This window comes from Phyllobacterium sp. 1468 (assembly GCF_031455525.1).
GTDB lineage: Bacteria > Pseudomonadota > Alphaproteobacteria > Rhizobiales > Rhizobiaceae > Phyllobacterium.
In genome coordinates this window covers 553,848-580,842 of the sequence record NZ_JAVDSX010000003.1, presented here as the reverse complement: position 1 = coordinate 580,842, position 26,995 = coordinate 553,848, and the positions used below count along the sequence as shown (strand labels likewise).

At 57.4% G+C, this 26,995-nt stretch carries 19 protein-coding genes and 1 pseudogene; 6 read left to right on the top strand and 14 right to left on the bottom strand.

What is annotated here, in order from left to right; translation table 11 throughout:
* Positions 1-348 precede the first annotated feature (348 nt).
* Positions 349-1,344, top strand: a complete 996-nt coding sequence (locus tag J2X72_RS11940) for a glycoside hydrolase (RefSeq protein WP_310072145.1) — start codon at positions 349-351, stop codon at positions 1,342-1,344.
* Positions 1,345-1,501: 157 nt separating this feature from the next.
* Here the strand turns inward: J2X72_RS11940 and J2X72_RS11935 are convergent, their stop codons facing one another.
* Complete coding sequence (locus tag J2X72_RS11935) at positions 1,502-3,370, bottom strand: nucleoside-diphosphate sugar epimerase/dehydratase (protein ID WP_310072143.1); 1,869 nt, start codon at positions 3,368-3,370, stop codon at positions 1,502-1,504.
* Positions 3,371-3,678: 308 nt separating this feature from the next.
* On the opposite strand from J2X72_RS11935, the gene J2X72_RS11930 reads away from it, so the two are divergent.
* The gene (locus tag J2X72_RS11930) at positions 3,679-4,125 is read left to right on the top strand and encodes a DUF2793 domain-containing protein (protein WP_310072141.1); all 447 of its coding nucleotides are present in this window, start codon (positions 3,679-3,681) and stop codon (positions 4,123-4,125) included.
* Between the two features lie 71 nt (positions 4,126-4,196).
* The gene (locus tag J2X72_RS11925; RefSeq protein ID WP_310072139.1) at positions 4,197-4,868 is read left to right on the top strand and encodes a hypothetical protein; all 672 of its coding nucleotides are present in this window, start codon (positions 4,197-4,199) and stop codon (positions 4,866-4,868) included.
* Positions 4,869-4,898: 30 nt separating this feature from the next.
* Here the strand turns inward: J2X72_RS11925 and uraH are convergent, their stop codons facing one another.
* The 7 genes and pseudogenes from uraH to J2X72_RS11890 all read right to left on the bottom strand — a co-directional run bounded on the left by uraH (position 4,899) and on the right by J2X72_RS11890 (position 12,341).
* Positions 4,899-5,252 carry a hydroxyisourate hydrolase gene (gene uraH / locus J2X72_RS11920; RefSeq protein ID WP_209997658.1) on the bottom strand — a complete coding sequence of 118 codons (354 nt, stop codon included), beginning with the start codon at positions 5,250-5,252 and terminating at the stop codon, positions 4,899-4,901.
* A 10-nt stretch (positions 5,253-5,262) separates the two neighbouring features.
* On the bottom strand, positions 5,263-5,766 hold the full coding sequence (gene uraD / locus J2X72_RS11915) for a 2-oxo-4-hydroxy-4-carboxy-5-ureidoimidazoline decarboxylase (RefSeq protein ID WP_310072137.1): 504 nt from the start codon (positions 5,764-5,766) through the stop codon (positions 5,263-5,265).
* Position 5,767: 1 nt separating this feature from the next.
* A complete protein-coding gene (xdhB, locus tag J2X72_RS11910) occupies positions 5,768-8,089 on the bottom strand; it encodes a xanthine dehydrogenase molybdopterin binding subunit (protein WP_310072134.1) in 2,322 nt (773 codons plus the stop codon).
* Between the two features lie 256 nt (positions 8,090-8,345).
* The gene (xdhA, locus tag J2X72_RS11905) at positions 8,346-9,785 is read right to left on the bottom strand and encodes a xanthine dehydrogenase small subunit (RefSeq protein WP_310072132.1); all 1,440 of its coding nucleotides are present in this window, start codon (positions 9,783-9,785) and stop codon (positions 8,346-8,348) included.
* 168 nt (positions 9,786-9,953) lie between these two features.
* A complete protein-coding gene (locus J2X72_RS11900; RefSeq protein ID WP_310072130.1) occupies positions 9,954-10,469 on the bottom strand; it encodes an ureidoglycolate lyase in 516 nt (171 codons plus the stop codon).
* Positions 10,453-11,355: pseudogene (gene puuE / locus J2X72_RS11895) on the bottom strand (allantoinase PuuE); the annotation flags it as partial. The pseudogene puuE and the gene J2X72_RS11900, both read right to left, overlap by 17 nt.
* Before the next feature lie 398 nt (positions 11,356-11,753).
* A complete protein-coding gene (locus J2X72_RS11890; RefSeq protein ID WP_209997666.1) occupies positions 11,754-12,341 on the bottom strand; it encodes a biotin transporter BioY in 588 nt (195 codons plus the stop codon).
* 134 nt (positions 12,342-12,475) lie between these two features.
* Between J2X72_RS11890 and J2X72_RS11885 the strand changes: the two genes are divergently transcribed.
* Positions 12,476-13,378, top strand: coding sequence for an MBL fold metallo-hydrolase (locus J2X72_RS11885; protein ID WP_310072128.1), 903 nt, complete (start codon positions 12,476-12,478; stop codon positions 13,376-13,378).
* Between the two features lie 61 nt (positions 13,379-13,439).
* On the opposite strand, the gene J2X72_RS11880 is transcribed toward J2X72_RS11885, so the two are convergent.
* The 3 genes from J2X72_RS11880 to J2X72_RS11870 all read right to left on the bottom strand — a co-directional run bounded on the left by J2X72_RS11880 (position 13,440) and on the right by J2X72_RS11870 (position 17,295).
* Positions 13,440-14,237, bottom strand: coding sequence for a DUF1499 domain-containing protein (locus tag J2X72_RS11880; RefSeq protein ID WP_310072126.1), 798 nt, complete (start codon positions 14,235-14,237; stop codon positions 13,440-13,442).
* A gap of 127 nt (positions 14,238-14,364) precedes the next feature.
* Complete coding sequence (locus J2X72_RS11875; protein WP_310072124.1) at positions 14,365-16,689, bottom strand: phosphocholine-specific phospholipase C; 2,325 nt, start codon at positions 16,687-16,689, stop codon at positions 14,365-14,367.
* Positions 16,690-16,770: 81 nt separating this feature from the next.
* Positions 16,771-17,295, bottom strand: a complete 525-nt coding sequence (locus tag J2X72_RS11870) for a hypothetical protein (protein ID WP_310072122.1) — start codon at positions 17,293-17,295, stop codon at positions 16,771-16,773.
* A 416-nt stretch (positions 17,296-17,711) separates the two neighbouring features.
* Between J2X72_RS11870 and J2X72_RS11865 the strand changes: the two genes are divergently transcribed.
* Positions 17,712-18,074, top strand: coding sequence for a hypothetical protein (locus J2X72_RS11865; RefSeq protein WP_310072120.1), 363 nt, complete (start codon positions 17,712-17,714; stop codon positions 18,072-18,074).
* A gap of 221 nt (positions 18,075-18,295) precedes the next feature.
* Positions 18,296-19,690 (top strand): aminotransferase, encoded by a 1,395-nt coding sequence (locus tag J2X72_RS11860; RefSeq protein ID WP_310072118.1) that lies wholly within the window; start codon positions 18,296-18,298, stop codon positions 19,688-19,690.
* 115 nt (positions 19,691-19,805) lie between these two features.
* Here J2X72_RS11860 and J2X72_RS11855 read toward each other — a convergent pair whose 3' ends face one another.
* The 3 genes from J2X72_RS11855 to smc all read right to left on the bottom strand — a co-directional run bounded on the left by J2X72_RS11855 (position 19,806) and on the right by smc (position 26,915).
* Positions 19,806-20,558 carry a polysaccharide deacetylase family protein gene (locus J2X72_RS11855; RefSeq protein WP_405044701.1) on the bottom strand — a complete coding sequence of 251 codons (753 nt, stop codon included), beginning with the start codon at positions 20,556-20,558 and terminating at the stop codon, positions 19,806-19,808.
* An 83-nt stretch (positions 20,559-20,641) separates the two neighbouring features.
* The gene (ppdK, locus tag J2X72_RS11850; RefSeq protein ID WP_310072114.1) at positions 20,642-23,311 is read right to left on the bottom strand and encodes a pyruvate, phosphate dikinase; all 2,670 of its coding nucleotides are present in this window, start codon (positions 23,309-23,311) and stop codon (positions 20,642-20,644) included.
* Positions 23,312-23,459: 148 nt separating this feature from the next.
* A complete protein-coding gene (smc, locus tag J2X72_RS11845) occupies positions 23,460-26,915 on the bottom strand; it encodes a chromosome segregation protein SMC (protein WP_310072112.1) in 3,456 nt (1,151 codons plus the stop codon).
* Between the last annotated feature and the right edge of the window lie 80 nt (positions 26,916-26,995).

The window sequence follows — 26,995 nt, the reverse complement described above, 5'->3', positions numbered from 1 at the left end:
AATGTGAATGATTGGTGAGTTTGTACCTTTCCCGCAATTGTTTCCGCGTTTTTGGTTGCCCTTAGCAGTCACTGAACGCCTGGACCGTTGTACTGTGCGTGGTTCGACAAGCTCACCATGAGGGAGGTTGAGGATTGCAACGCTAATCGCCAACGTAGCATCTCTTGGCTCCCTGCAATCAAACCACCTCCCTCATGGTGAGCTTGTCGAACCACGCACACCGCCTTCCTTATAATCTGGTGGAAACGGCCCCTTGCCCCATGCCCAAACGGCAAAACAGCACTTCTCAAGGAATTTCCAAGAGTGCTAAGTGACCACTCCGAGGTCGTTTAAATACGGGAATCAGCATTGGCCGCCATTATCGCTTCTTTTCTTGCCGCTGCCGTCGCAAGTGCCTTCTTGCTGGCGATCATAACGCGGGCGCTTCCTGCGAATTTCCTCGGTGCAGCCATAACCGAGCGCTCCAATCACACGCAGCCGGCGCGACAACTGGGCGGTCTCGCCATCGTTCCAGTCATCATTGTCTCACTTTGGGTATTCGGCCCCGTGTCCGGTCTTGACCTGCAGTTTCTCAGCGCAACAACCATTGCCGCCGTTGTGCTATGGGTTGTGGGTTTCCTCGATGACCGCCACCATCTGCCCGAGACAATCCGGCTTGCATCGCAGCTCGTGGCCTCGGCGGTTGCTGTCTATGGGCTCGGGGCGGACTTCCGCCTGCTGCCGGAACTTCTGCCTTTCCTTCTGGAACGTGGCCTTCTCGTTCTTGCCCTCGTCTATTTCATCAACCTCACCAATTTCATGGACGGGCTTGACCTGATGGTCGTATCAGGTCTCGGCGTTCCCCTCTCTTTGCTTGCCCTATTCGCTGTCTTCGGGCTTGCCGCGTTCGGGACCGGCAGCCTTGCCGCTTCGATCGCCGGCAGTCTCGCTGGCTTCGCCATCTTCAACCGGCCGAAGGCGAGCGTGTTTCTCGGCGATTCCGGCAGCCTGCCCATCGGATTGCTCAGCGGGCTTGCCTTCTTTCGGCTTGGTCATGATCTGTCGGTCTGGGCCGGGCTCATCCTGCCATTGTTTTTCATCGCCGATGCAACATCGACGCTGTTCATGCGTCTGGCAGCAGGCGACAATATTTTCGCGGCGCATTCCAAGCATGCCTATCAGGTAGCAAAACGGTCCGGCTGGTCGGTCTGGGACATTGTCATTAGCGCTGGCGTGCTCAATGTCATACTTGGAGCCTGCGCCATTGCAGCGGCACAACACGGTCTATTCCGTGCCGCAGCTATTCTCATGGCGCTGATTGGCGTCGGGTTCGTCTTGCTCCGGTTTCGAGCCAAAGTGCGCTAGACCAATTTTGTCTATTCAAAACCGGTTCTGGCTCCCGGAGGCCGAGACAATCCACACCGAGGTGGCGGATGTTTATCCATAGGACGACACCGGCCTGCCAAAGTGGGTATCCGCCAGCCGGAAACCCCAAGGGCTCTGAATAGCTAAAATCTGCTCTCTAGGATTTGGCGTACTCGAAGAGCAACTTGCGTACCGCCTCTGCATCTTGTTTTTCGATCAGCTGCCGCAACTCTGCAATCGCTTCCGGCAAATGGTTCACAGAATTGGCGCCACGCTTGGCGCGCAGGATTTTGGAATGGTTCGTCGGCGATACACCAGTCGGATCGTAGAACAGCTCTTCATGGAGTTTTTCGCCATCGCGTATGCCGACGGTGACGATTTCGATATCACCCTCCGGATGGAGGCTGTCCTTGATCGAAAGGCCAGCAAGAAGAATCATGTTTTCTGCAAGATCACGGATGCGCACGGCTTCGCCCATTTCCAAGAGCAAAATATCGCCGCCCTCGGAAAGCGCTCCCGCCTGAATGATCAGTTCCGCAGCTTCGCGCACCGACATGAAATAGCGGGTCATATCGTCATGGGTAACCGTCAACGGACCGCCATGGGCAATTTGCTCGCGAAACAGCGGCACGACCGAACCGCTGGAACCGATCACATTGCCGAAGCGTACCGACGCAAAAATCTGCCCGCTGCCCTGCCTGCTCGCCTCATCGCCATTATAGCGTACGATAAGCTCGGCCCAGCGCTTGGTCGCGCCCATGACATTCGACGGCCGCACTGCTTTATCGGACGAAATGAGGACGAAATTTCTGACCCCCGCCTCGCGCGACAATGCGGCCAGTACATCCGTGCCGACGACATTGTTTCGCGCGCCCTCGACAACATTTTCCTCCACCAGCGGCACATGCTTATAGGCGGCACAATGATAGACATTCTCGATCTTATGCGTTGCAAGGACGTTTCTGATCAACGGCGCGTCGGCGATGGAACCGAGCACCGGTACGATCAGACAATCGCTGACAGCGGCGAGCTCGCGATGGAGCTGATAGATGCTGTGCTCGTTGACATCGAAAACGACCAGCTTCGCCGGCGCCAGCTTGACGATGGTGCGGCAAAGCTCGGACCCGATCGATCCGCCAGCGCCAGTCACGAGAATAGCGCGGTCTTCCACGGTCTTGTCGAGCAGGGTGGGATCGGCCGGCACTGGCGAGCGTCCTAACAGGTCATCGATATCGATGTCGCGCAGATGGCTGATCAGATATTTTCCCGCGGTCAGATCGGAAATCGCCGGGAGAATCCGAACTTTGACATCAAGGGACTTCAACCTGCCGATCAGGCGGCGGCGCTGAATGCCGCTCAGCGACGAGGTCGTTACAATCATCTCGTTGATGCCGAAATTATCGATGAGAGTCTCGAGCTGCGATGTCGGATAAACACGGATGCCAAGAATATCCATGCCATGCAGGCTCTTGTCGTCATCGACAAAACCCGCGACGAAAACTTCATTTTGTGACCTCAGAGCGTTTGCCAATTGGCGGCCGGCATCGCCCGCCCCGAATATGAGACACTGCCGCGCCAGCAGCTTTTCACGCAAGGGGCTCCACAGCAGCCATTTTGCGGCAAAGCGGCTGCCGCAGATGAGACCGATGCTCAGCACCCAATAGAGAAATGGTATGGCGCGCGGCACACCTTCGGCACCGGTCATGAGCGTCAGGAAGGCGAGGCAGACCCAGAGAATGACCGAAATCGTCACGGCCTGGATCATGGTCCAGATTGCCTTGTCAGGAAGGTAGCGGATGACTGACCGATACAGACCGAAACGCACGAACACCGGCAGACCAATCAGCGGCGCTGCGATCATCAGCAAAGCCTGTTCGCTGTTCGGGATAAAAAACTCACCGAATCTCAGCAAATAACTGAGCCAAATGGCGAATGTCAGCGTAACCATGTCAAAAATGACAAGGAGTATCTGCTTGTAACGACGCGGCATCATCGAGACGCTTTGCCGAAAGATTTCCAATTTCATTAATCCTCAGTGCTCGGAGAATAAAGACCTGCCGGGTTCGGTGTGTGCCTCACCTGATATAAACGCAAGACCAGTAACATAGGGCGTTATAAATGCAATGCCGGTTTCAACCGTCAACCAGGACGTGCTTGGAAATCAACAGAAACCCGGTTGGATTGGGAGAAGGCAACGAATGCAGGTTGCATCGATCTTCAAAAAAAGCGTTGCAAGGTTGTTGCTGCAGCCGTTTCCTCGCTGGCGGTTTATCCACCACCTGTGCCGTGGCCTTAGAGTCGTTGGTCTTGATCGATTGCTGAAAGGACAGCCCGATGGACCAGACGACGACGAACCTCAAACTACCTTATATTGCGCCGTCGCAAGCGCAGAAGCATGTAACCCACAATGAGGCTATCCGGGCGCTCGATGCGCTGGTGCAGCTCTCTATCGTGAGCCGCAAACTGAAAAATGCGCCGCAGGAGCCTTTGGAAGGAGACCGCTACATCGTCGCGTCTGAGGCCGTCATGTCCTGGGCGGGCAAGACGGACCAGATCGCTGCGTGGCAGGATGACGCCTGGGCGTTCTTCCAGCCGCAGGAGGGCTGGCACGCCTGGGTTGCAGAAGAACAAACCTTTGTCGTTTTTGACCGCAATTCCTGGAGAATGATAGCGAGCGGAACCAATCCGGTGGATTCCGTCGGTATCAATACGGTCGCCGACGAGAACAACCGGCTGGCGTTAAAAAGCCCTGCCGCGTTGTTGGCGGGGGCCATCAGCTGAAAATAAACAAGGCGGATGACAGCCATACCGCCTCGCTGCTTTTCCAGTCCAACTATCAGGGCCGCGCCGAAATGGGCACAATGTGGGGCCGTGATTTTCACATCAAGACCAGCTCTGACGGCGATCATTGGCAAGACGCCATGGCCGTCGATAGTACGACGGGGATTGCCCGTTTTCCTTCGGGCATTGCGCATTCGGCCACCGGCAAGAGGCAGTCCGGTCTGATTTTCCTCTCGTCAGGCGACAGCGGCACGGTGATTTTCCAGCCGTTGGGGGTTCGCACCCAAGCCCTGAAGACCGCCAAACTCGCTTCGATCAAGGCTGATATCGCGACCTTCACCAGCAATACCGCCGGTGAATTCTTCGGCGCCGCCATGCGCGGCCTATCGATGGTCCGCATCTGGAATGTAACCAAAACACCTGCGCTACCGGCCTTCGCCAAATGGGATCCTGCGGCCAATCAATTGCAAGTGAGCAACGCCGACGACGTCAAGCGATGGTCTGCGGGCGATACGATCCAGCTTGGCGATCCCGTTACCAGCCTCATTGCCGTTGATGTCTCGCCGCTGATGCAGAAACTTCTGGGCAGCATTTTCCGGCAAGACGGCCTTCTTCTCGATCCGGGGAACACCGGGAATATCACGGCCGCCTGCAAGGATCAGTCTTCTGCATCCGCATCCAACCTCGTCTATTTCAAGAGCGACGAGACTCGTAGCTTCAGCGTGACCGGCGTTTACGGGTGAAGGCCAGAGCAGTATGCAGGGAGGATTTTTTCAACTCCCTCTGTAAGTCGAATACCCCCAAGGCGTTACCAGCAGAGGTACATGATAATTGCCATCGGCATTGGCTATTGAAAATCGAAGAGGAATATCGTCGAGGAATGGAGGTTCGTCACGCGCAATTTGCGATGTCTTGAAATAATCCGCTATGAAGAACGTCAGCTCGTACTGACCCACCATCATCTCATCCGGAGATAGCAGGAGCGCGTCTGTCCTGCCATCGGCATTGGTAACCGCAGTCCTGAGCAAATGGCGGCCGGTTTCGTCTATCCGGTGGAGGGTCAACGCCATGCCGACAGCGGGCTTCCCGGCCGCCGTATCGAGCACATGTGTGGATAACTTTCCCATCAAGACCTCCTCATGCAAATAAATCGTCGAGACGAAAGCGTGCGATCAAAGCGATCTGCCGCAGCGCTTCGATCACCTCTTCTCCCGCATTGTGGTTCATCCGTCGACGAAACGCCGCCATGATCGAATGCTTGTCATGTCCTCGAACCGCAAGAATAAAAGGGAAGCCGAATCGGCTCTGATATGCGTTGTTCAGCCGGTGAAACTCCTCGAACTCAGCGCTCGTCAACCTGTCGAGACCGGCGCCCTTCTGCTCACCCGTCGATTCCGCGGTTAGATTTCCCTCCCGCGCCGCCTTACCCGCGAGATTGGGGTGGGCCCGTATCAGTTCGAGTTGCGCCGCCTGCCCTGAGGCGTTCACGGCATTGACCATCGCTCCGTGCAGATCCTCGGTGCTGGCAAAAGGCCGTAAGTTCGTGACAGCTTGCGGAACCCAGGGCGAGTGCTCGAATATACCGCCTAGCGCTGTAACGAAATCCGTGGCGCTTGCCTTGTTCAATTCATCAAGTGTCATTTCATCCCCCTTGCGCGACCCGCACAGCTCGCAACACCTCCTCGGGTGTCGCCGGGGAATCCAGCTGCGGCACCCCGCCATGGATCGAAGCGATTGCATCGCGAATGGCCAGCCAGACCGAGATGCCAAGCATCAATGGCGGCTCACCGATTGCTTTGGAGCGAAACACCGTTTCTTCCCTGTTGGGCATATTGTCGAGAATGCGCACATTGAACTCGGGCGGCACGTCGCGGGATCCGGGTATCTTGTAGGTCGATGGCCCGACAGTCCGCAGCCGTCCGGATTTATCCCACCAAAGCTCCTCGCACGTTACCCAGCCCATGCCCTGCACGAAGGCGCCCTCGATCTGGCCAAGGTCGATGGCAGGATTGAGCGGCGAACCCACGTCCTGCAAGATATCGGCACGCAGGCAACGCGTCTCGCCCGTAAGCGTGTCGACGGCGACTTCCGCAACGGCCGCGCCATAGCTGAAATAGAAGAAAGGCCGGCCCTTCATTGTCTTGCCGTCCCAATGAATCTTCGGCGTTGCATAGTGTCCGGCTTCCGAGAGTTGGATGCGCTTGGCCCAGGCCATTTTCGCCAGTTCTCCGAAGGATACCGAGCGATTGTCCGCATGGACACGGCCTTCGCGATAGATGATCACGTCTTCTTCGACATCGAAATGCTCGGCTGCCACCCGTGTCATGCGTGCCTTGATTGCGGTCGCGGCCTTGAACGCCGCCATGCCGTTGAGGTCCGAGCCGGTCGAAGCCGCCGTCGCACTGGTGTTCGGCACCTTGCCTGTCGCGGTGGACGATATGCGGACCATGTCGAGTTCGACCTGAAACACTTCGGCCACCACCTGCGCGACCTTCACAAACAGGCCCTGCCCCATTTCGGTGCCGCCATGATTGAGGAAGATCGACCCGTCCAGGTAAACATGGACCAGCGCGCCCGCCTGATTGAGCGAAGTCAGATTGAACGAGATGCCAAATTTGATCGGCATCATCGCCAACCCGCGCCGGATAACAGGATTGGCAGCATTGTGCGCGTCGATTTCGGCTCGGCGACGCTCCCACTCGGCGGAGCCAAGCACCGCATCCGTCACCTCGACCAGACGATTATCCTCGACCTGCTGGCCATACGGCGTCATGTCGCCGGTCTCGTCGCCATAATAATTGACCGCCCGGACCGCATTGGGATCAAGCTTCAACTCGCGGGCGACCGTATCGATAACGGCCTCGATGGTGATAATCCCCTGCGGACCACCAAAGCCGCGAAACGCCGTGTTTGACACGGTATTGGTCTTGCAGGCATGGCCGATGAAGCGCGCGTTCGGAATAAAATAGGAATTGTCCGTATGGGTCAGCGTGCGCGTGATCACCGGTCCGGTCAGGTCCGGCAGATTTCCGGCACGCGCCAGATATTCCACGTCGAGACCGAGAATGCGGCCCCTGTTGTCGACACCGGCTTTCCAGTTGGCGATGTAATCGTGGCGTTTGCCAGTCGCGATCATATCATCGCGGCGTTTCAGCCGCATCTTGCAGGGCTTGCCTGTCTTGGCGGCGACGAGCGCGGCAGCTCCGGCAATGATCGTCGGCTGACTTTCCTTGCCACCAAATCCGCCGCCCATGCGCCGCACCTGACATTCCACAGCGTTTGCGTGTATTCCGAGAATGCCGGCAACGTGATGTTGCACCTCGGTCGGGTGCTGGGTCGAAGAGTGCACCAGCATTTCGCCGTTCTCGCCGGGAATGGCATAGGCGATATGGGTTTCGAGGTAGAAATGGTCCTGCCCGCCCATGCGCAGCTTGCCGGCAATGACATGCGGCGCGCCTGCAAGGGCAGTTTCGACATCGCCCTCGATGACCTCCTGTGATGGCAGTACGTAGCTTTTTCGCCGGTGCGCCTCTTCGATATCCAGCACAGGCTCGAGCGTCTCGATATCGAGCTTTACCTTTTTGGCAGCGCGATAGGCCGTTTCGAAATCCCGGGCGGCGACGACCGCTATCACCCGTCCTTCGTGATCGACAATATCTTCGGCAAAGAGTGTCTCGCCGTGGAGGATTGGCCCGACTTCATTGTGGCCGGGTATATCCTTCGCCGCCCAGACACCGGCAACGCCATCCATCGCCAGCGCTTCGGATGCGTCGAAGCCGTGGAGTTGGCCATGCGCCACCGGCGAAAGGACGAAGGCCGCATGCAATGTGCCAGGTAACTCCGGCATATCGTCGATGTAGTTCGCCTCACCTGCCACATGGCGCGCGGCGGAATCATGCGCGATGCCTTTGCCGACAATGCTGCGCTGGACGATCTTGGCGTCAGCAGAGCGAGATATAGTCATATTGAATCCGTTCTGTTTCCCGGATGGTGAGACAATCCACGCGGAAGGTCGCGAGGCCGATGTGGTTCATCGGACGAAACGCCCTGACAAAGTGGTTGTCCACCAGCCGGAAACCCGAAGGGCCGGGTAAATTCGGGCCAAATCCATCGGGCTTCGGCATCGTCCGATGGGAAGGCATCGGCCTCGCCAAACCCCTTGACCTTGTCCACGAATTCCCGCCAGCAGAACGCTTCAATATGACTGTATCTCACTCTCTTCATAGCGACATGACCGCCACCGTCTCGCCGGCAACATCACGCCAAAATCGTTCGGCGAGGTTCGCGGCAACCTGCGAACGATATTCGGCACTGCCGCGCCAATCGCTCAGTGGTTTAAACTGCACGGCGATCGCATCGGCGCAGGCGTCGACGGCTGCCTGGTCAAATAGACCGCCGACCAGGGTTTGTTCAGCCTTTGCGGCGCGCTGCGGCGTTGCCGCCATGCCGCCGAACGCGATGCGGGCCCTGCGCACCTGACCCTCTTCGCGGACAATGGAAAATGCCCCACAGACAGTCGATATATCCTGATCGTAGCGCTTGGAAATCTTGTAGACGCGGAACGCCTGGCCCTCCACGGGCTTCGGGATCGATACGGACGCAATCACCTCGTCGGCGCGCAGTTCGGTCTTGCGATAGTCGAGGAAGAAATCTTCGAGCGCCAGGAATCGGTGGCCATTCAGCGAAGCAAGTTCAATCTCGGCTCCGAGCGCAATCAACGCCGGCGGGCCGTCGCCGATCGGGCTTGCGGTGCCGATATTGCCGCCGATGGTTCCCATGGAGCGAATCTGGGTCGAACCAAAACGGCGGATCAAGATCGCAAAGGAGGGGTAATATTCAATGACGCTAGCGAGAACCTCTTCCCACGTTACCGCCGCGCCAAAGCTCAAATGATGTTCGGTCTCGCGCACGGCACGCAGTTCGCGGACACGGGCGAGCGAAATCACCTCGCTCCAGTCGGAATGATAATCCGCCAGCGCGACGCCAAGATCGGTGCCGCCGCCAAGCAATATCGCATCGGGCCTCTCCTTGCGCAGTTGCAGCAGATCGTTGAGCGACTGGGGTTGATGAAATGTCGAACCGGATGCCGAAATCGTCGTGCGTGGTTCGATCTGCGCAAAGGCGGCAACGTGCGGGCCCGCAATCGGCGCATTTCCGGCCTTGCGCGCGGCCTCGACGATCGGTCGGTAGCCGGTACAACGGCACAGATTGCCGGCCAGCGCATCGTGGATGTCGGAATCCGTGACTTCGGCTTTGCGCACTGCAAGACCGGCTCCCGCAGCGCTTCTTTGCGCTGCAAGACCGGCCAGAGAAATCACGATGCCCGGTGTGCAAAAGCCGCACTGGGACGAACCGTTTTCCGCCATCGCCGCCTGTACCGGGTGCAGCTGCTCCGTCTTCAAACCTTCGACCGTCACGACGGCGCGACCATCGATCTGGCCCATGGCGAGAATGCAACTGTTGGCGGCCTGGTAGTGCACGGCGTCGCCCGCAGGGTCGCCAATCAGCACCGAGCAGGCGCCACAATCGCCCTCGGCGCAGCCCTCCTTGGTGCCGGTCAGCCGCGGACCGCTGCGCAGCCAGTCCAGTACCGTCGTATCCGGCCGAACCGAGGCCTTCTGCTTTTGACCATTCAGAAAAAAACGTATCGTTTGTGACATGTTGCCAGCTTCAACCGGCTGGGCTTGGGCGTCAAGGGGGACGACGACCGGGAGGCCGCAATGTTGTCTATCCGTCTCGGCCAGTAATTGTTCAGTTTGAATTTCAGGGAGGATTTCGCTTATGGTGATTGCATGGATTTCGACCTCCCGGTCAACGACATTTGGCCTTTATGAGTTCACGACCTGACGTTTTTCAATTCTGTAGATCACACCCTCAAAAAAGTACTCTTCGAGGTTATTACCTGCGCCGCCACGATCGACGACGAGGAAGTCCGACGTTTCGTCCAATGAAATCAGCGGGTGATGCCAGGCATTGCGGGCGTAGTTGACGCCCTGGTTGCCCTGGCACAGAAAGGCGGCAGGCGTTCCCGGCTTACCGCCGTCGTCCTCAGCCACCACAACCAGAAATGGCCGGTTCTGCAGCGGTATGAACGCCTGGCTGCCAAGTGGATGACGCTCCAGCATGCTGATATCGACAGGCAGCGCAAAGGACTTGCCCCGGAAGATATTGATCAGCACCCGCGCGCCTTCGCCCGCCAGGTCGATATTGGCAAGATCGTGGTAGCGCTCGGTCGTGCCACCATTGATCAGGCGCAATTCCGCGCCTTGCGTCTCGATCACATCGCCGAACCGCGCAAACGCTGGCTTGGTTAGCGGTCGGACATCAAGGCCTGTGATTTTCATGCCAGTGCCTTGCAATATCTATGCGGCGTGTGATCCACACGTCCTCGTGGTGCTGGATGTAATCCAGAAACCGCTCCAGCGCCGCCGCCCGTCCCGGGCGCCCTACCAACCGGCAATGTAACCCCACCGACATCATCTTTGGCGCGCCGTCCTTGCCCTCGCCAAGCAGGCAATCGAACGTATCCTTCAGGTAAGTGAAGAACTGATCGCCGGAGTTGAAACCCTGCGGCGTCGCAAAGCGCATGTCATTGGCGTCGAGCGTATAGGGCACAATCAGGTGCGGTCCCTTCGGACCTTGCACCCAGTAAGGCAGTTCGTCAGCGTAGCTATCGGCGGAATAGACAAACCCGCCCTCTTCCAGGACAAGCTTCAGCGTGTTGTCGGAAGGCTTGCCCTGATAGATTCCAAGCGGCCGCGAGCCGGTGATCTCCGTATGCAGGCGCACGGCCTCGTGAATATGCTGGCGTTCGAGTTCTTCGGGAAAATCCTTGTATTCAAGCCATCGCAAGCCATGGCTGGCGATTTCCCAATCGGCCTCTTTCATGGCTGCCACCGCTTCCGGATTGCGCGCCATGGCGAGTGTCACGCCGTAGACTGTCACGGGCAGATTACGGCGCGTGAACATGCGCCACAGCCGCCAGAAACCGGCGCGCGACCCATATTCATAGATCGATTCCATGTTGAGATTGCGCTGGCCCGGCCAAGGTTGCGCCCCGACTATTTCCGACAGCAGGCATTCGGATGCCGGATCATTGTCGAGGATCGAGCTTTCTCCGCCCTCCTCATAGTTGACAACGAATTGCACAGCGAGCTTCGCGCCACCCGGCCATTTCGGATCAGGCGGATTACGGCCATAGCCAATCAGATTGCGGGGATATTCTGGCAAGGAATGTAGCTTATCGGTGAAGGTGGCGTGGCTTATTGTGATTTGAACGATCCTTGCGCGTAATAAACAACGCAAAAGCACCCATCAGGAGCCCACCTACTGGCATAATCATAAAGAGCATAAACTGTTCCAATGTCACGGTTTTAACCCTTTCAGCGTCTGTCTCGCTATCAATGTAGTGCAATGGCCCCCAGAATACAAATGCTCGCGCCAACTGCGATAAGCAAGCTTGGCCCGATTGAACTGTAAATACTTGATGTCATGGGCGCTAATCCACCCACAGCGTAAAGTGCAACAGAGGCTCCATTGAGCCACGTCGCGGTCAGCTTCGTCCGCTCATTTTGAACGTTGGTCAGAATCTCCAATACGGCAGCCCATCAATCAATCAATCGCCGGTATCACCGGCGCTTGAGCAATGATCCAACCGCTGGAACAACCGCTGCGGCCAATGCAAGCTTCAGCATATCGCCTACAATGAAAACACCGACGCCATAGGCGAGCGCCTTTTCGAAGCCGAAGAGATAGGCCATCCACAGGAAGCCCATGCCAAGGATAACCACCTCGGCGGCCAGCATGGCGAGGCCAAGGACAATCGGGTTGCGAGTAAAGCCGTTGTCGGCAGCGCGACCAACAATCCAGGCGGCAGCGATATACGACAGGAGATAGCCGCCCGTCGGTCCGACCATATAGGCAAGCCCGATGCCCTTTTCCGGTGTTCCGGTGAATACCGGCATGCCGAGTGCACCCTCGAGCAGGTAAAGCGCCATCGTCGCAACGGCAAGCCGCGAACCATAAGCTGCCGATATGGCGAACACCGCAAACGTCTGCATCGTCACGTTGACAAAGACCATGTCGACCTTGGTCTTGGCGGCGAGCGTCATCAACGCAGTGCCCACGAGGGCGAGCGAAACGAACCACACGGCTTTGGCGAGCTGGCCTTCCGGCTGGAACGTCTCGGCAAGAGAACGAGTCTGGGCAGCAATCATGTTCTTATCCTCCGGAAGTTCGTGAACCCTACAAATTCACGCCTCAAGCTTTCACCATTTCATGAAAAATGTATATTGAGGATCATGCCGCACTGCAATACGTCGAAAGCCGCACAAAAGGTAAATCCCGATCAATGAACCTCGTTTTCGACAAGGTATTTGCGCCGCACTATGGCGAAGCCATCGATATTGCGCCGAATATACAGCGTATCACCGTCAACAATCCCAGTCCCTTTACCTTCCACGGCACGAACTCCTACCTGATCGGCAACGATACCCTGGCGCTGATCGATCCAGGTCCCATCGACGAAGCGCACAAGACGACGCTCCTGCGTACCATCGGCGGGCGCCCGGTCAGCCACATCTTCGTCAGCCACACCCACCGCGATCATTCGCCCCTGGCAACCGTGTTGAAGGAAGAGCTCGGCGCGATTCTGGTGGCAGAAGGACCGCACCGCTCCTCCCGCCCGTTGCACACGGGAGAGATCAACTTTCTCGATGCGAGCGGTGACACGGAGTTCATGCCGGACATATGTGCCGCCGACAATTCGCTGATCGAAGGCGACGGTTGGGCGCTGCGAAGCATCCATACTCCCGGGCACACGGCCAATCACGTCGTCTTCGCGCTCGAAGGTACGGATATCCTGTTTTCCGCAGATCACATCATGGCTTGGGCGACCTCCATCGTCGCGCCACCCGATGGCTCGATGTCCGACTATATGGCGTCGCTGGACCGGCTGCTGAAGCGCCACGACAAGGTGTTTTTTCCTGGCCACGGCGGCCCGGTTACCAAGCCGAAAACCTTCATGCGTGGCCTGAAAGCGCACAGGAAAATGCGCGAGCGCGCTATTCTGGAACGGGTGAAAGCAGGCGACCGCACCATTCCGGCCATGGTCAAGGTGATCTACCGCGAGACCGACCCGCGCTTGCACGGCGCGGCGGCGCTGTCAGTGCTGGCGCATCTTGAGGATATGGTCGCGCGTGGCCTCGTGAGGACCGAAGGTAGCGCGGCGATCGACGGTGCTTATTGGGTGTGAAGCGTAAGCGCACCAACGGTCGATGCTGCTTATCTATCCCCCGCGGAGAGAGCGAAGCAACCTACTGCGCCGGTTCGGTCGTTTCTTCTTCCGGCTGCGCACTCTGCACTTCGGCATCGAGCGCAGTCATGAATGTCGTGATGCGGTCGGCATTCTCGCCGAGATCATGGATGCCGTAGCGGGAGACCGAGCGCATATCGACATAGGTGGTCTCGCCCTCATCGGAAAGGCGGATGACCGCATCGCTGGTGAAACCGAGCAAAAAGGTTCGCGCCACCACTTCGAGCAGGATTTCCTCGTCAACGCCCGGCTCGCCCTTTTGGGCAGCAACCGTCCAGCCATTGGCGGCAATGACCTTGTTGATTGCGGTCAGAATGCGATCAGGCGAGCCATCATAGCGGCGGCCCGTCACCTGCGGATACGCGCTGGATTGAAGCGCGCGACTGTCCTCGTCATTCACGACGGGGTTCATGCGCTCTGTCCTTTGCCCGGCCGCAAACAGTTCGGGCGGATCGGTGACATCGGTCGAAACGTCGTAGATCCGCGGCAGCATCACAGCCTGGTAGAGCGTGGTCACGAATGGCGCCAGCACCACAAACGCGATTACCATGCCCCAGAAGGCACTGGGAAAGCCCATGTCGCCTCGGCGCCAGACGCTGGTGAAACCCTTTAGGCTGAGCAACAACGCCAGCAGTGCGAGGCCGGCAACTATGGCGAGCAGCCAGAGAAATTCCGGCGTTTCTATCCGTTCGAACCGATGGCCAAGTCCCGAAAGAACAAACAGAATGAGGCCAAGGAACGCAATGCGTACCGACCATCTGGCGGAAATCGATCGGCGGCGTCGAATGTGCGGTCGCATGAGATTCCTGATTGCTGCTGACAGCGTCACAGCTAATCGCAATTTCACGCGGAGACAAGCATTTGAACTGCCGGCGGTGGTGTGTGGTCGACAAGCGAACCACACACCTGCAGTGGTTGCGAACTTCCTACGCCATCATCCCGATATAGACCCGCTTCAACGGATCGTATTCCAGGCCGATGGCAGGATCGCTCTTGCTGATCTTGCCGTTTTCGAGATGCCCGGCAATGCGGCGCAGAAAATTATTGGCGTTGACGCCATCGACAACGGCCACATCGTACCAGCCATCCTTGGTCGCGATCTCGACCGTTGTCGTTCCACTGACTTCCTTCGCATTGTCGATCACCTGTTCGGCACCTGAATAGGCATCGATGAGTTTCAGCTTGCCGCTCGCCGTTTGCCATTTCTCAAACACGATCTGCAGCTTCTTGCCGTCATCCGCCGATTTCATCTCGATGATGTTCGGAAGCTGCGTTTGCTGCGCGTCCAGCGAATTGCCGGAAAACTCGAACAGATAGCCGTTGGGGCCGTGAATGGCGTGCTCGTAGGTGCCATTTTCAATCTGGGCGTAGTCCGTGACTTCGATGGGCTCTGCGCCAGATTTCACGCCTTCGACGCTGTAGTACCATGGCGCATCCGTCCTTGAATATGGGGTGACATAAAATGCCGCCCCGAGAGGCCCTCTGTTGCGGATCACCCATTCGACGCGCTTCTTGCCGTCACTATGGGTACCGAAGCGAAAACACACCTGAAAATCATAGCCGATGGGGAGGATTTCACAGCGTGCTTTATCCTGTTTGCTACCGATCGGCTTGTCCGCATAAGCGTCGGCCTTTACGTCGGCGATCCCCGGTGTGAAATAACCACCGCCAGCCGCCGCCCTTGCACTCGTTCGGTCGACTTCCGTAAGCATTGTCGCTTTTTCACCGGGCGCAGTCAGTTGGTCGAGTCCTGCGGTCCGCGTCCGGCTAAAATCGAATGTGCTGGTCAGATCGCCGGCAATCGCCTGGCGCCAGGAGGAGATGGTGGGAAAGGCCGGCGCGTCTGCAGCTTGTTTGCCCCGGGCAATCAGCCATTTGTCGAGAAAGCGAATGACAGACGTGTGGTCGAAAGTCTCCGAATTGACCAAGCCGCCGGCACTCCAGGGCGAGATGACCAGCATCGGCACGCGCGAACCCATCCCGAGCGGAATTGTCGGTTTGATATCTTTGTATTTTGCGTCTTCCTTGGGGTCATCGGCCACCTTGTCCGGATACTCGGCGTTGAAATCGCGAGGCACACCGGGGGGAGTCAATTTGATTCCGGCTGACACCTGGCCCAGATTGGCGTTCAACGGAGGGACTGGCGGCAGGACGTGATCGAAGAAACCGCCATTTTCATCGTAGGTGATGAGGAAAAGGGTCTTGTGCCAGACCTTCTTGTTGGCGGCAAATGCCCGCAAAATCTCGTGCACATAATATTCGCCGAAATGCGGTGGATACTTCGGATGTTCGGTGAACGCTTCCGGCGGCACGATCCAGGATACTTCCGGCAATTTGTCGTCGATAATGTCCTGTTCGAACTGCGACGGTTTGTTGGCATCCGTGCGCAAAACCGAATTGACGCGCTGGTTCTTCTTGTAAAGTGCAGTCGTCTCGTCTTCATACGCCTTGAAAAACTCGAGCGTGTTGTCACCGTAGTTTCCGGCGAATGCATCATTGGACGTCCAGGTCAGCCCGTCCTGATAGAATTTCCAGTCGATTTTCAGGGCTTCCAGCTTCTCGGGATAGGTATTCCAGTCTGGCCTCGGACCTTTTCTGCTGCTGAAGAATTCGTTGGATGCCAAGCCATTGCACGTCCCGCTCCAAAAATAGCTCCGATTGGAATCTGTCGCGCCGTTATGCGAGCAGAAATAGGCATCGCAGAGCGTAAAGGCTTTTGCCAGTTTGAAGTAAAGCGGAATATCGGCTTCGGTATAGTGGGCGAAGGATACGTAGTTCTTGTATTCTTTCCACTTGTCCATCAAACCGTCGTTCCAGGCTTGGCGGCCGGTTTCGTAGCTATGCGACGGATCATCGAGGAAGACGCTCCCGGCGCTGTCAGCCGGGATCTTTTCCGCGTCGATGCCGGATTCATGGGCTTGCTTCTTGGGAAGGCGGTAAGGTCTTGCCCCATCCGATTGTTCCCATACCGGTTTGCCATTACGTAATCGCAATGGCCGCGGATCGCCAAAGCCGCGCACGCCACGCAGCGTCCCGAAATAATGATCGAAGGAGCGGTTCTCCTGCATCAGGATCACCACATGTTCGATGTCGGCAAGCTTGCCGCCTGGGCACTCGGCGGCGCTGGTCAGCAACTCTTCGATCGTCGTGGATTGTGCCAGCGCCTCCTGCATATAGGCGGAACAAGCCGCATAGGCTGTGGCGCTGGTGCCGGCAATGCCAAGCATCTTGATGAAATCGCGTCTATCCATGGTGAGTACCTGAAATTTTTGAACAATGAATGTTGGGCATGAAAGGGGGTTGGGGAGCGCCACCTGACCGTGCGGCAAACGTTATCTACAAACTCTTTCCATGAGCTCTTTCAACGCCGTGTTTAACCGGTCGCGATCGGAGATTGCGGCGTCGCGCTCCGATATCATCTTGTTGAGTTTATCCTCGGAAGCTTTCAGCAGATCCGCCTTCTCCTTGAGTTCGTCTTCGAACCCGGTCTTGCCGTCAGGTCCGATCTTGCCGGTGCTCAGCGCATTCTGGTATTTTAGATGCAACGCATCATAGTCTGACTTCAAAGTTAGATAGTTCTGCTTTTCAGCTTCGATGCTGGTGTTCAGATCCGCGACTTTCTTCAAACTGGCATCGCGTTCGCTGGTAAGTCCGGCAATGCTCCCGTTCGCAGTACTGAGCTGCCCAGCAAGGTCCTGATTCTTCTTGGTCAGTTCGTCATTGGTTTTGTTCGCCTGTTCGAGCTTTGCTGTCACCTCATCGAAAGTCGATTTGGCAACCCTGTCCGAATTCGTATCCGACCCATGACACGCGGAAAGCAGAATCAACGGAAATGCTAGAAATGTATTCTTTTTCAAAATGAGTACTCCAAAGTAAAAGTTGTAAATTCTAAATATCAATATTTGAAAGCACCGGATTTCGGGCTATGCACCCGCCCAATAATGATCGAAGGAACGATTTTCCATCTTGATGAAATCACGCCGGCGGTCCATGGATGGTCTCTAAGTCAAACTATTGATTTGATGAATTATTTTGGATAAAATTATGTAAGTATGTTGTCTGCGAAATGCTTGTCTCAGCTCATCAGATATAGAGTGAGCATGAAATCTGGATGACAATTCCCGGATGGAATTACATTCAACCCCCACCTGCATTTAAGTCGTTTACACTTTATGAGTGGATCAGGTGTCACAGTGCTGACATGATCACCGTCCTGATTTGGGACAATCGTTTCGGGAAAACAGAGGGCGGAAATGCAAACCGCATTTCAAACATGAAGATAACGAGGCCTGACAATATGCCTGAGGCTGGCAAAGCGGTTTCGCTTGAGGTTGTAGAAATCGAGCTTGCGCTCGGTGCCCAGGACATTGTCGCCGACGGTTTCGAGGGAGCGCTGCAGAAGGCGGCCGATCTTGTCAACGGTGAAGTGGTCTTCAATATCAGAGCACCGGAAAACAGCGACCAGCAGCGGATTGCTGCCATCTCCGTGTCGGACGGTACGACCGACCAGACGGTGTTCGTCATGCTCGGCAATGATGGAACGAGTTTGACCGTGACCACGGATCAGCCTGAGACCGCTCCGCCAAGCAAACTCGGGATGGATTTTGCCGCGCTCATAAAGCGTTTTCAGACTTAGTGCGGCGCTCGTCTATTCGGGCAAGGTCTTACGCAAATATGCGAAAATGACACAAGACTTGGCGATTCCTGTACATGAATGGCCGATTCCGGAATGGTTTTCTGCACCCTGAGTTGAAATTTTGGTTAGCAAAGTTGCAAGCGCTTTTTTGGCACCCCGCGCTTTGCACTTTCAAACGAGTCTGACTAAGGTCACAAATCTTTCAAAGCCGGAGTTATCAAATGGCGAATGGCCATCCCCTTACCAATGTCCAGCAGCGCGATATCAACGCGATCCTGCACCCCTATACTCCCCTCCACAAGCTTGCAGAAACCGGGCCGCTGGTTATGGGGCATGGCAAAGGCGTCTATCTCTACGACACGCAAGGCAAGGAATATATCGAGGGCATGTCAGGCCTGTGGTGTGCGGGTCTCGGCTTCGGCGACGAAGAGATGATCGAGGCTGCCAACGAGCAGATGCGCACCCTGCCCTATTACCATCTCTTCGGCGGCAAGGGTATGGAGCCTGCTATCGAACTTGCTGAAAAGCTTAAGGAAATCGCACCGGTGCCGATTTCGAAGGTGTTCTATACATCGTCCGGTTCCGAGGCAAACGATACACAGGTCAAGCTTGCCTGGTACTATAACAACGCGCTTGGCCGGCCGGAAAAAAAGAAGATCATCTCCCGCGTCAAAGCCTATCATGGCGTCACGGTCATGGCCGCATCGCTGACCGGACTGCCCGGAAACCACAAGGGTTGGGACTTGCCCGTGGACCGCGTGCTGCATACGGATTGCCCGCATTATTACCGTTTCGGCCTTGAGGGCGAAAGCGAGGCCGAGTTTGTCGCCCGTCTTGCCAAGTCATTGAAAGATATGATCGAACGCGAAGGACCGGAAACGATTGCCGCCTTTATCGCCGAACCTGTCATGGGTGCTGGCGGCGTCATCGTTCCACCTTCGGGCTACTTCGCCGCCATCGAACCGATCTTGCGCGAGCATGATATTCTCATCATCGCCGACGAAGTCATCAACGGTTTCGGCCGTACCGGCAACTGGTGGGGGAGCCAGAGCGTCGGCATGACACCAACGACAATTTCCGCCGCCAAACAGCTGACAGCGGCCTACGCGCCGCTCGGTGCCGTGCTTGTTCCCGAGGACGTCTATCAAGCCTATGTCGACCACAGCGCCCAGCTCGGCAGTTTCGGCCATGGCTTCACCTATGGCGGTCATCCGGTGGGGTGCGCGCTCGGCGTGAAGGCGATCGAAATTTACCAGCGGCGGAATATTGTCGAGTATGTCCGCGGCCTGACCTCCACCTTTGAAGCCCGCCTTGCTAAAATCAAAGATCATCCTCTCGTAGGTGAGGTTCGTTCCTGCGGACTTGTTGGAGCTGTGGAATTGGTTGCTGACAAAGCGACGAAACGCTCCTTCGATCCGGCGCACGGCGTGGGTTCAAATCTTGCAAAGTTCCTGGAGGGACATGGCGCCATACTTCGCGCGCTTGGCGACACGATCGCCTTCTGCCCGCCGATGATCATCACCATGGACGAACTGAGCGAACTCTTCAGTCGCTTCGAATTGGCGTTGGCCGACACCGAGGCTTACGTGTCGAAGAACGGACTGCGGGCGCTATGATTTCAATAGGTTAAGATAGGGGCAGGCCTTGAGCCGCCCCTTCGTTTGTTATTGCAGGGTAATTTCGACTTTTTGCGCCACCTTAACGCCTACGTAAATGACCCGAATGTTGCCGTTAAACGCCTGGTCGCAGCGGCTGCTCGCTCTCCTGCACGTCCTCAAGACGTGTAAAACGGAAGCCTTTTTGCTTCAGAGCCAGAATGCCTTCGACAACTCCCTCTCCTGCTGCTCGCGTCGGCTGGTTCACGTGAGCAATGATCACGTCGCCATCCTTGGCGGCTGCGATGCGCTTCTTGACCTGGCCGGCCAACAACGAGGCACCCATGTCGGCATTCAGGGAATAACCGGCCACCCGATATCCCATCTGATGGACGAGGGCTATCGCATCGTCGCTGTAGCGTGCCGTTGCGTCGCGGTACCAAACTGGCTTCGTCAGCGCCGCTGCAGTCATCGCATTCGCACCGCCGTCGATCTCCGTGCGGATAGTAGACAGAGATCCTGCCGTTTTCAGGCCGAACATCTTGGGTTGGTCGTCTATGGCCGGAATATGATTAAGTCCATGATTTTCCAGCTCAAACAGGTCCGGATGGGCTTTCATAATCGCAACGGAAGCAGCATTGTGCTTGAGCCAGCGGCCGGTGACGAAGATTGTCGCCGGAATATGATTTTCAACCAACGCATTGAGGATGCGCTGATCTGTCTGGCCGGAACAGGCATCCAGCGTCAAGGCGACCTGCGGTGTCGCATCGCCGCCTTTCGAGATGAAAAGCTTGGGTTCTACGAAGTGGGGATGTTCCTTGGCGGCTGCCACGCCGAGGGAAGCGCAGAAAACAATTGCAGTGATGATTGCAGACGTTGAGCGCACGATGTTCGCCATGAATTGAGGAGTTTCGCGCGGACAAGGCGCGCGAAACGAAGCATATTTATGGCAGACTTTATTTAGGTCAGGACCTAAGCATTCTTCGCCTTTGCCGACGCCTGTGCTGCCGCAAGCCGGGCGATCGGAACGCGGAAGGGCGAGCAGGAAACATAGTCGAGCCCGACTTCCTCGCAGAAGTGGATGGAAGCCGGATCACCGCCATGTTCGCCGCATATGCCCAGCTTGATTCCGGGCCGCGCGGCCCTGCCCTTGTCGGCGCCGATCCGTACCAGTTCGCCAACACCGTCAATGTCGATCGTTACAAACGGATCCTGCTCGATGATGCCCTTCACCTGATAGCTCATCAGAAAGGACGAGGCATCGTCGCGCGAGATGCCGAATGTCGTCTGGGTCAAGTCATTGGTGCCGAACGAGAAAAACTCGGCAACTTCGGCAATGGAGTGGGCACGGATCGCGGCGCGCGGCAGCTCGATCATCGTTCCAACCAGATAATTGATCTTGATATCAGCCTCTTTCATCACATCGGCCGCAACCGCATCTATCCGGGCCTTGACGAAATCGAGTTCGGCGCGCAACCCGACAAGCGGCACCATGATTTCCGGTTCGACAGGCGCGCCTGTCGAATTCGCCGCTTCCACGGCAGCCTCGAAAATTGCCCGCGCCTGCATTTCCGCGATTTCCGGATAGGAGATGGCAAGACGGCAGCCGCGATGGCCGAGCATCGGGTTGGTTTCGTGCAAGCTGTCGGTCCGTTCGCGCAGCTTTTCGGCATCGACATTCATGGCCGCAGCTACTTCGGCGATTTCTTCCTCGGTTTTCGGCAGGAATTCATGCAATGGCGGGTCAAGCAGGCGAATTGTGACCGGCAGACCATGCATTATTTCAAACAATTCCACGAAATCGGATCGCTGCATCGGCAGCAATTTGCCGAGCGCGGCACGGCGGCCCTTCTCGTTGTCGGCCAAGATCATTTCACGCATGGCGACGATGCGTTCGCCTTCGAAAAACATATGCTCGGTGCGGCACAGTCCAATACCTTCAGCTCCAAATGAGCGAGCCGTGCGTGCATCGACAGGCGTTTCCGCATTGGCGCGCACTTTCATGCGCCGCGTCTTGTCAGCCCATTCCATGATCCTGCCGAAATCCCCGGAAAGTTCCGGCTGTCGCATCGGCACTGCGCCCTTCAGCACCTGGCCGGTTCCGCCATCGATGGTGATGACATCGCCCTTCTTCAAAACGACCCCCATGGCGAGCAGTGTTTCGTTGCGGTAGTCGACACGCAGCGAGCCTGCTCCTGACACGCAGGGCTTACCCATGCCGCGTGCAACCACTGCCGCGTGGCTGGTCATGCCGCCACGCGTGGTCAAGATCGCCTCTGCGGCATGCATTCCGTGAATGTCTTCCGGACTGGTCTCGATACGAACCAGAATCGCTTTGCGCCCCTCGGCCTTCAGCTGCTCGGCGTCTTCCGACGAAAAAACGATTTCGCCTGTGGCGGCCCCCGGAGATGCCGGAAGGCCTGTTCCGATTATATCGCGCTCCGCACCTGGATCGATCGTCGGGTGCAGCAATTGGTCCAGCGAAGCGGGGTCGATGCGCAAAACCGCTTCCTCGCGCGAGATCAGGCCTTCTTCGGCCATTTCAACCGCGATCTTCAATGCTGCCTTGGCGGTCCGCTTGCCGGATCGCGTCTGCAGCATCCACAGTTTGCCGTTCTCGATGGTGAATTCGAGATCCTGCATGTCGGTGTAATGCTTCTCGAGCCGTTCCGAAACTGCACAGAATTCGGCAAAGGCCGCAGGCATTATCTTTTCCAGCGAGGGCTTGTCGGACCCCGCAGCAATACGCGCGTCTTCGGTGATGTTCTGCGGGGTGCGAATACCGGCAACGACATCTTCGCCTTGCGCGTTGACCAGGAATTCGCCGTAGAGTTTCTTTTCGCCGGTGGATGGATTGCGGGTGAAGGCAACCCCGGTCGCCGAGCGGTCACCCATATTGCCGAACACCATCGCCTGGACGCTGACGGCAGTACCCCAGCTCTCGGGAATGTTGTGAAGCCGCCGGTAGGTAATCGCGCGGGCATTCATCCAGCTGGAAAACACGGCACTGATTGCGCCCCACAGCTGTTTTTCCGGATCCTGTGGGAAGGGCTCATCAAGCTCTTCTTCAATCTTCGCCTTATACAACGCAATGACGTTTTTCCAGTCATCGGCAGTCAGCGCTGTGTCGACCTCATGGCCGAGATTGGCTTTGGTGTCTTCAAGAATCTCCTCGAAAACCGAATGATCAAGGCCCATGACGACGTCGGAATACATCTGGATGAAGCGGCGGTAACTGTCATAGGCAAACCTTGCATCGCCGGTCTCGCGGGCGATTGCCTCCACTGTCTCGTCGTTGAGGCCAAGGTTGAGCACCGTGTCCATCATACCTGGCATCGACGCACGCGCTCCAGAGCGCACGGAGACCAGCAACGGTTTTTCCATATCGCCAAAGTTGCGGCCCGTTATCTCTGCAATATGGGAGAGTGCCTTTTTTATATCCGTTTCGAGCGTGTCCGGATATTTGCGGCCATTGTCGTAGTACCAGCTGCAAACATCTGTGGTAATGGTGAATCCCGGTGGAACCGGCAGGCCTAGCGAGCACATCTCGGCAAGATTTGCGCCTTTTCCACCTAACAGATTGCGATCGCCCGCGGATCCTTCCGCCTTGCCGTCGCCGAATGTGTAGACCCATTTCACCATTTGCAGCCTCCCTTGCCGCTGAAACACAGGAGAGGTCTACGCGATCAATTCGTCAAGCACCATTAAAAAATGCTGCATCGCAACATTCAAATCGATTAGCAGAGTAAATCCGCATTAAGCTTTGAAATCCTTCGTCATTTACGGTCGATCAGCTTGCCTCGCGCAGCTGCTCTGCCGTCTGAAGGTCGACGGAGACCAGCTGGCTCACGCCCTGTTCGGCCATGGTCACGCCGAAGAGACGGTTCATACGCGCCATGGTGATGGGATTGTGGGTAATGACGACAAACCGTGTATCCGTGGAAGCTGCCATTTCGTCCATCAGATTGCAGAAACGCTCGACATTATGATCATCCAGCGGCGCATCGACTTCGTCGAGAACGCAGATCGGTGCCGGATTTGTGAGGAACACCGCAAAGATCAAAGCCATTGCGGTCAGCGCCTGTTCGCCGCCCGACAAGAGGGTCATCGTCTGCGGCTTCTTGCCAGGCGGGCGAGCAAGGATTTCAAGGCCCGCTTCCAGCGGATCGTCGGACTCGATCAATTGCAGCTCTGCGGTGCCGCCACCAAAGAGATGTGTGAAAAGGCGTTGAAACTGGACGTTGACCACTTCGAACGCGGCCAGTAGCCGTTCGCGTCCCTCCCGGTTCAAACTCTGGATCGCCTGGCGCAATTTCTTGACCGCCTCGATGATATCCTCGCGCTCGCTGATGATCGTCTCAAGTCGCGCGGAGAGTTCGTCTTGTTCTTCCTCCGCCCGCAGGTTGACCGCCCCCAGACGTTCGCGCTCGATCTTCAGACGCTCCAGATTGCGCTCCGTTGCCTCGACATCCGGCAGCGGATCATCAGGGCCGAGCCCCGTCAGCTTCATTACCTCATGCGGGGCGCAATTCAGCGCCTCGGCAATACGGGTTTCGGCATCCTTGCGGCGTTCTTGCGCGGCAGCGAGCCGTTCTTCGGCGCGCGCCCTGCCTTCGCGCGCTGTGGCCAAAGCTTGAATGGCATCGGTTGCAAGCTGGTCCAATTCCCGTTGCCTGTTTTCCGCAACGGCAAGCTTGTCGGCTGCGTCCTTGCGTAGAGCCTCTGCCTCGGACAATTGCGAAAGCAAGGTCCGATTGCGCTCGGCAAGCTCGTCAGGCGCGTCGGCAAGATTCTCCGCCTCGCGCTCCGCCTCCAGGCGGCGTTCGGAAAGCGATGTGATCTGGCGGTTGGCATTGTCAGCGCGGTTGACCCAGCTTTTGCGTTCGTGACCAATCGCTTCGAGGCGACGCATACGGTTTTCGGCTTCGCGGCGCAGACCATCATGAATCGCGCGGGCTTCCGCCAGTGCGGCGCGGTCAAGCGTCACTTCGCTCATCAAATTGGCCAGCCGGACATTGACTTCATCAAGGTCGGCAGCACCCGACAGCCGGGTTTCCGCCTCCAGGAATTGCTCCTGGGTTTCCTCAAGGTTTTCGGCAAGGCGGGCTTTGCCCTCTTCGAGTGCGGCGCGGCGACTTGACAATTGCCCCGCTGCGCGTTCGGCAGCAGCCAAGGCTTCGCGTGCATCGGTGACGGAACGCTGCATGCCACGCCATTGATCGCGTGCAGTTCGCTCAAATTCAACGGATTGCCGTACGGCTGCTTCGGCGGCGGCTATCCCAGCTTCTGCAGCACGCAGAATTTTCGTTGCCTCGACCACTTCAAGATCGAGTTCGGCCAAACGGTTCTTCTGGGCAAGGCGTTGAGCGGCAGGTGTCGGTGCGTCGGCGCTCGCCGTATAGCCATCCCAGCGCCACAACGCCCCGTCGCGACTGACCAGCCGCTGACCCGGTTTCAGCGCAGATTGGAGCCGCACTCCGTCTGCTTCTGAGACAATACCGATCTGGGCAAGACGGCGCGTCAGTTGGCGCGGTGCCCGGACAAATTCCGCCAGGGATTGAAGACCTGCCGGCAATGCCGGGTCCTCCGAACCGTCTACTTCACCCCAGAAGACAGGAGCGCTTCTGTCCGTAGGTGCGTCAAGATCCTCACCCAAGGCGGCGCCAAGGGCTACTTCATAACCCTTCTCGACTTTCAGCGCCTCCACGACCGCCGGAAAAAGGTCTGACCCGCCAAGGTTGATCATCTTGGCGAGCGTATTTGCTTCCGTCTCTATACGACCCAGATCGCTGCGCGCTTCCTGCAGCGGCTGGCGAAGCGCCGCCTCCCGCCGGCGCGCGGTTTCCACGGCTGCTTCGGCGGCGAGCGCAGATTCTTCGGCCTGCTCAAGTGCTGCTTCAGCGGTTTCCACCAGACCCTGCTTTTCAACAGGATCGGCCAGCGCGCCGATTTGGGCCGCGACGGCCGACAGGTCGCGTTCCACATCGCTCATCTGACGCATGAGGCGCTCGCGCCGCTCGGCACTCTCGCGCAGGTTCCGCTCAACCTGCGCACGTTCTGCCGAGGCTTCTGCGCGCTCGGCAGTAACCTTGGCCAGTGCGGTCTCGCTTTCCTTCAGCTTGGCATCGGCGCGCTCGAATTCTGCACGTGTTTCGATCTCGCGTTCACCGGCATTGGCGTTTTCTTGGGTGAGCGAATGTTCCTCTGTGTCGAGACGTGCCAGCACATCGGCGTTATCGCGCACCATCTGTTCTTCGCGCGCGATATCGGCCGTAAACTGAACGAGGCGCTTTTCCAGTTCGTTCTGGCGCGCCCGCATCCGCTCAGCTTCCTCATTGAGCTGCGACCGCGCTATGGTCAAACGCTGCAAAATCGCCGCCGCCTTGGCCTCCGCCTCGCGCAACTCGGGTAACTTATGTGCGCCGATCGCTTGTTCCTTGGCGGCGTTCATCTGCTTTTGTGCCTGATCGCCGACGCCAACCGTCGCCGCTGAAAGCGCCGATTGGGCCTCGCCCTCCTGCGCTTTGGCAACGGACCATTTCAGATGCAGAAGAATAGCTTCCGAACGGCGTATATCGGCGGACAGGCTCTTAAAGCGATTGGCCTGACGCGACTGCCGCTTCAGGCTTTCGATCTGCGTTTCAAGCTCACCGACGACATCCTCGAGCCGCTCAAGGTTCTGTTCCGCTGCCCGTAAACGCAGTTCAGCCTCATGGCGACGGGTATGCAAGCCGGAGATCCCCGCGGCCTCTTCCAGTAAAGCCCGACGTGCCTGCGGTTTTGCCTGGATGAGCTCGCCGATACGACCCTGCCCGACCATCGAAGGCGACCGCGCGCCCGTCGACTGATCGGCAAACAGCAATTGAACGTCCTTGGCGCGCGCATCCTTGCCGTTGATGCGATAAACCGAGCCGGCCTCGCGCTCGATGCGCCTCGAAACCTGAAGCTCGTCGGCATTGTTGAATGCGGACGGCGCGCTACGGTCCTGATTGTCCAGGAAGAGCGTGACTTCTGCGGTATTTCGTGACGGCCGCGTTCCCGATCCGGAAAAGATAACATCGTCCATGCCGGAAGCGCGCATGTTCTTGTACGAGCTTTCGCCCATCACCCAGCGCAGCGCTTCAACGAGATTGGACTTGCCGCAGCCATTAGGACCGACGACGCCCGTCAAGCCGCTTTCAATGACGAATTCTGCGGGTTCTACGAACGATTTGAAGCCGAGCAGGCGGAGCTTGGTAAAGCGCATCAGATGCCCTTTCCGACAAACACCGCACGTGCAAAAGATCGGATGGCGGACGCGACGAAGCGCCCGCCGGAAACCGGGTG

Bases quoted from the DNA above. Each gene is read 5' to 3' on its own strand.
- J2X72_RS11890 (WP_209997666.1), bottom strand. From the start codon at position 12,341: ATGATTGCTGCCCAGACTCGTTCTCTTGCCGAGACGTTCCAGCCGGAA.
- J2X72_RS11930 (WP_310072141.1), top strand. From the start codon at position 3,679: ATGGACCAGACGACGACGAACCTCAAACTACCTTATATTGCGCCGTCG.
- xdhB (WP_310072134.1), bottom strand. From the start codon at position 8,089: ATGACTATATCTCGCTCTGCTGACGCCAAGATCGTCCAGCGCAGCATT.
- J2X72_RS11880 (WP_310072126.1), bottom strand. From the start codon at position 14,237: ATGCGACCGCACATTCGACGCCGCCGATCGATTTCCGCCAGATGGTCG.
- J2X72_RS11935 (WP_310072143.1), bottom strand. From the start codon at position 3,370: ATGAAATTGGAAATCTTTCGGCAAAGCGTCTCGATGATGCCGCGTCGT.
- uraD (WP_310072137.1), bottom strand. From the start codon at position 5,766: ATGACACTTGATGAATTGAACAAGGCAAGCGCCACGGATTTCGTTACA.
- ppdK (WP_310072114.1), bottom strand. From the start codon at position 23,311: ATGGTGAAATGGGTCTACACATTCGGCGACGGCAAGGCGGAAGGATCC.
- J2X72_RS11925 (WP_310072139.1), top strand. From the start codon at position 4,197: ATGGGCACAATGTGGGGCCGTGATTTTCACATCAAGACCAGCTCTGAC.
- J2X72_RS11875 (WP_310072124.1), bottom strand. From the start codon at position 16,689: ATGGATAGACGCGATTTCATCAAGATGCTTGGCATTGCCGGCACCAGC.
- J2X72_RS11900 (WP_310072130.1), bottom strand. From the start codon at position 10,469: ATGAAAATCACAGGCCTTGATGTCCGACCGCTAACCAAGCCAGCGTTT.
- smc (WP_310072112.1), bottom strand. From the start codon at position 26,915: ATGCGCTTTACCAAGCTCCGCCTGCTCGGCTTCAAATCGTTCGTAGAA.
- J2X72_RS11865 (WP_310072120.1), top strand. From the start codon at position 17,712: ATGAAGATAACGAGGCCTGACAATATGCCTGAGGCTGGCAAAGCGGTT.
- J2X72_RS11860 (WP_310072118.1), top strand. From the start codon at position 18,296: ATGGCGAATGGCCATCCCCTTACCAATGTCCAGCAGCGCGATATCAAC.
- xdhA (WP_310072132.1), bottom strand. From the start codon at position 9,785: ATGTCACAAACGATACGTTTTTTTCTGAATGGTCAAAAGCAGAAGGCC.
- J2X72_RS11885 (WP_310072128.1), top strand. From the start codon at position 12,476: ATGAACCTCGTTTTCGACAAGGTATTTGCGCCGCACTATGGCGAAGCC.
- uraH (WP_209997658.1), bottom strand. From the start codon at position 5,252: ATGGGAAAGTTATCCACACATGTGCTCGATACGGCGGCCGGGAAGCCC.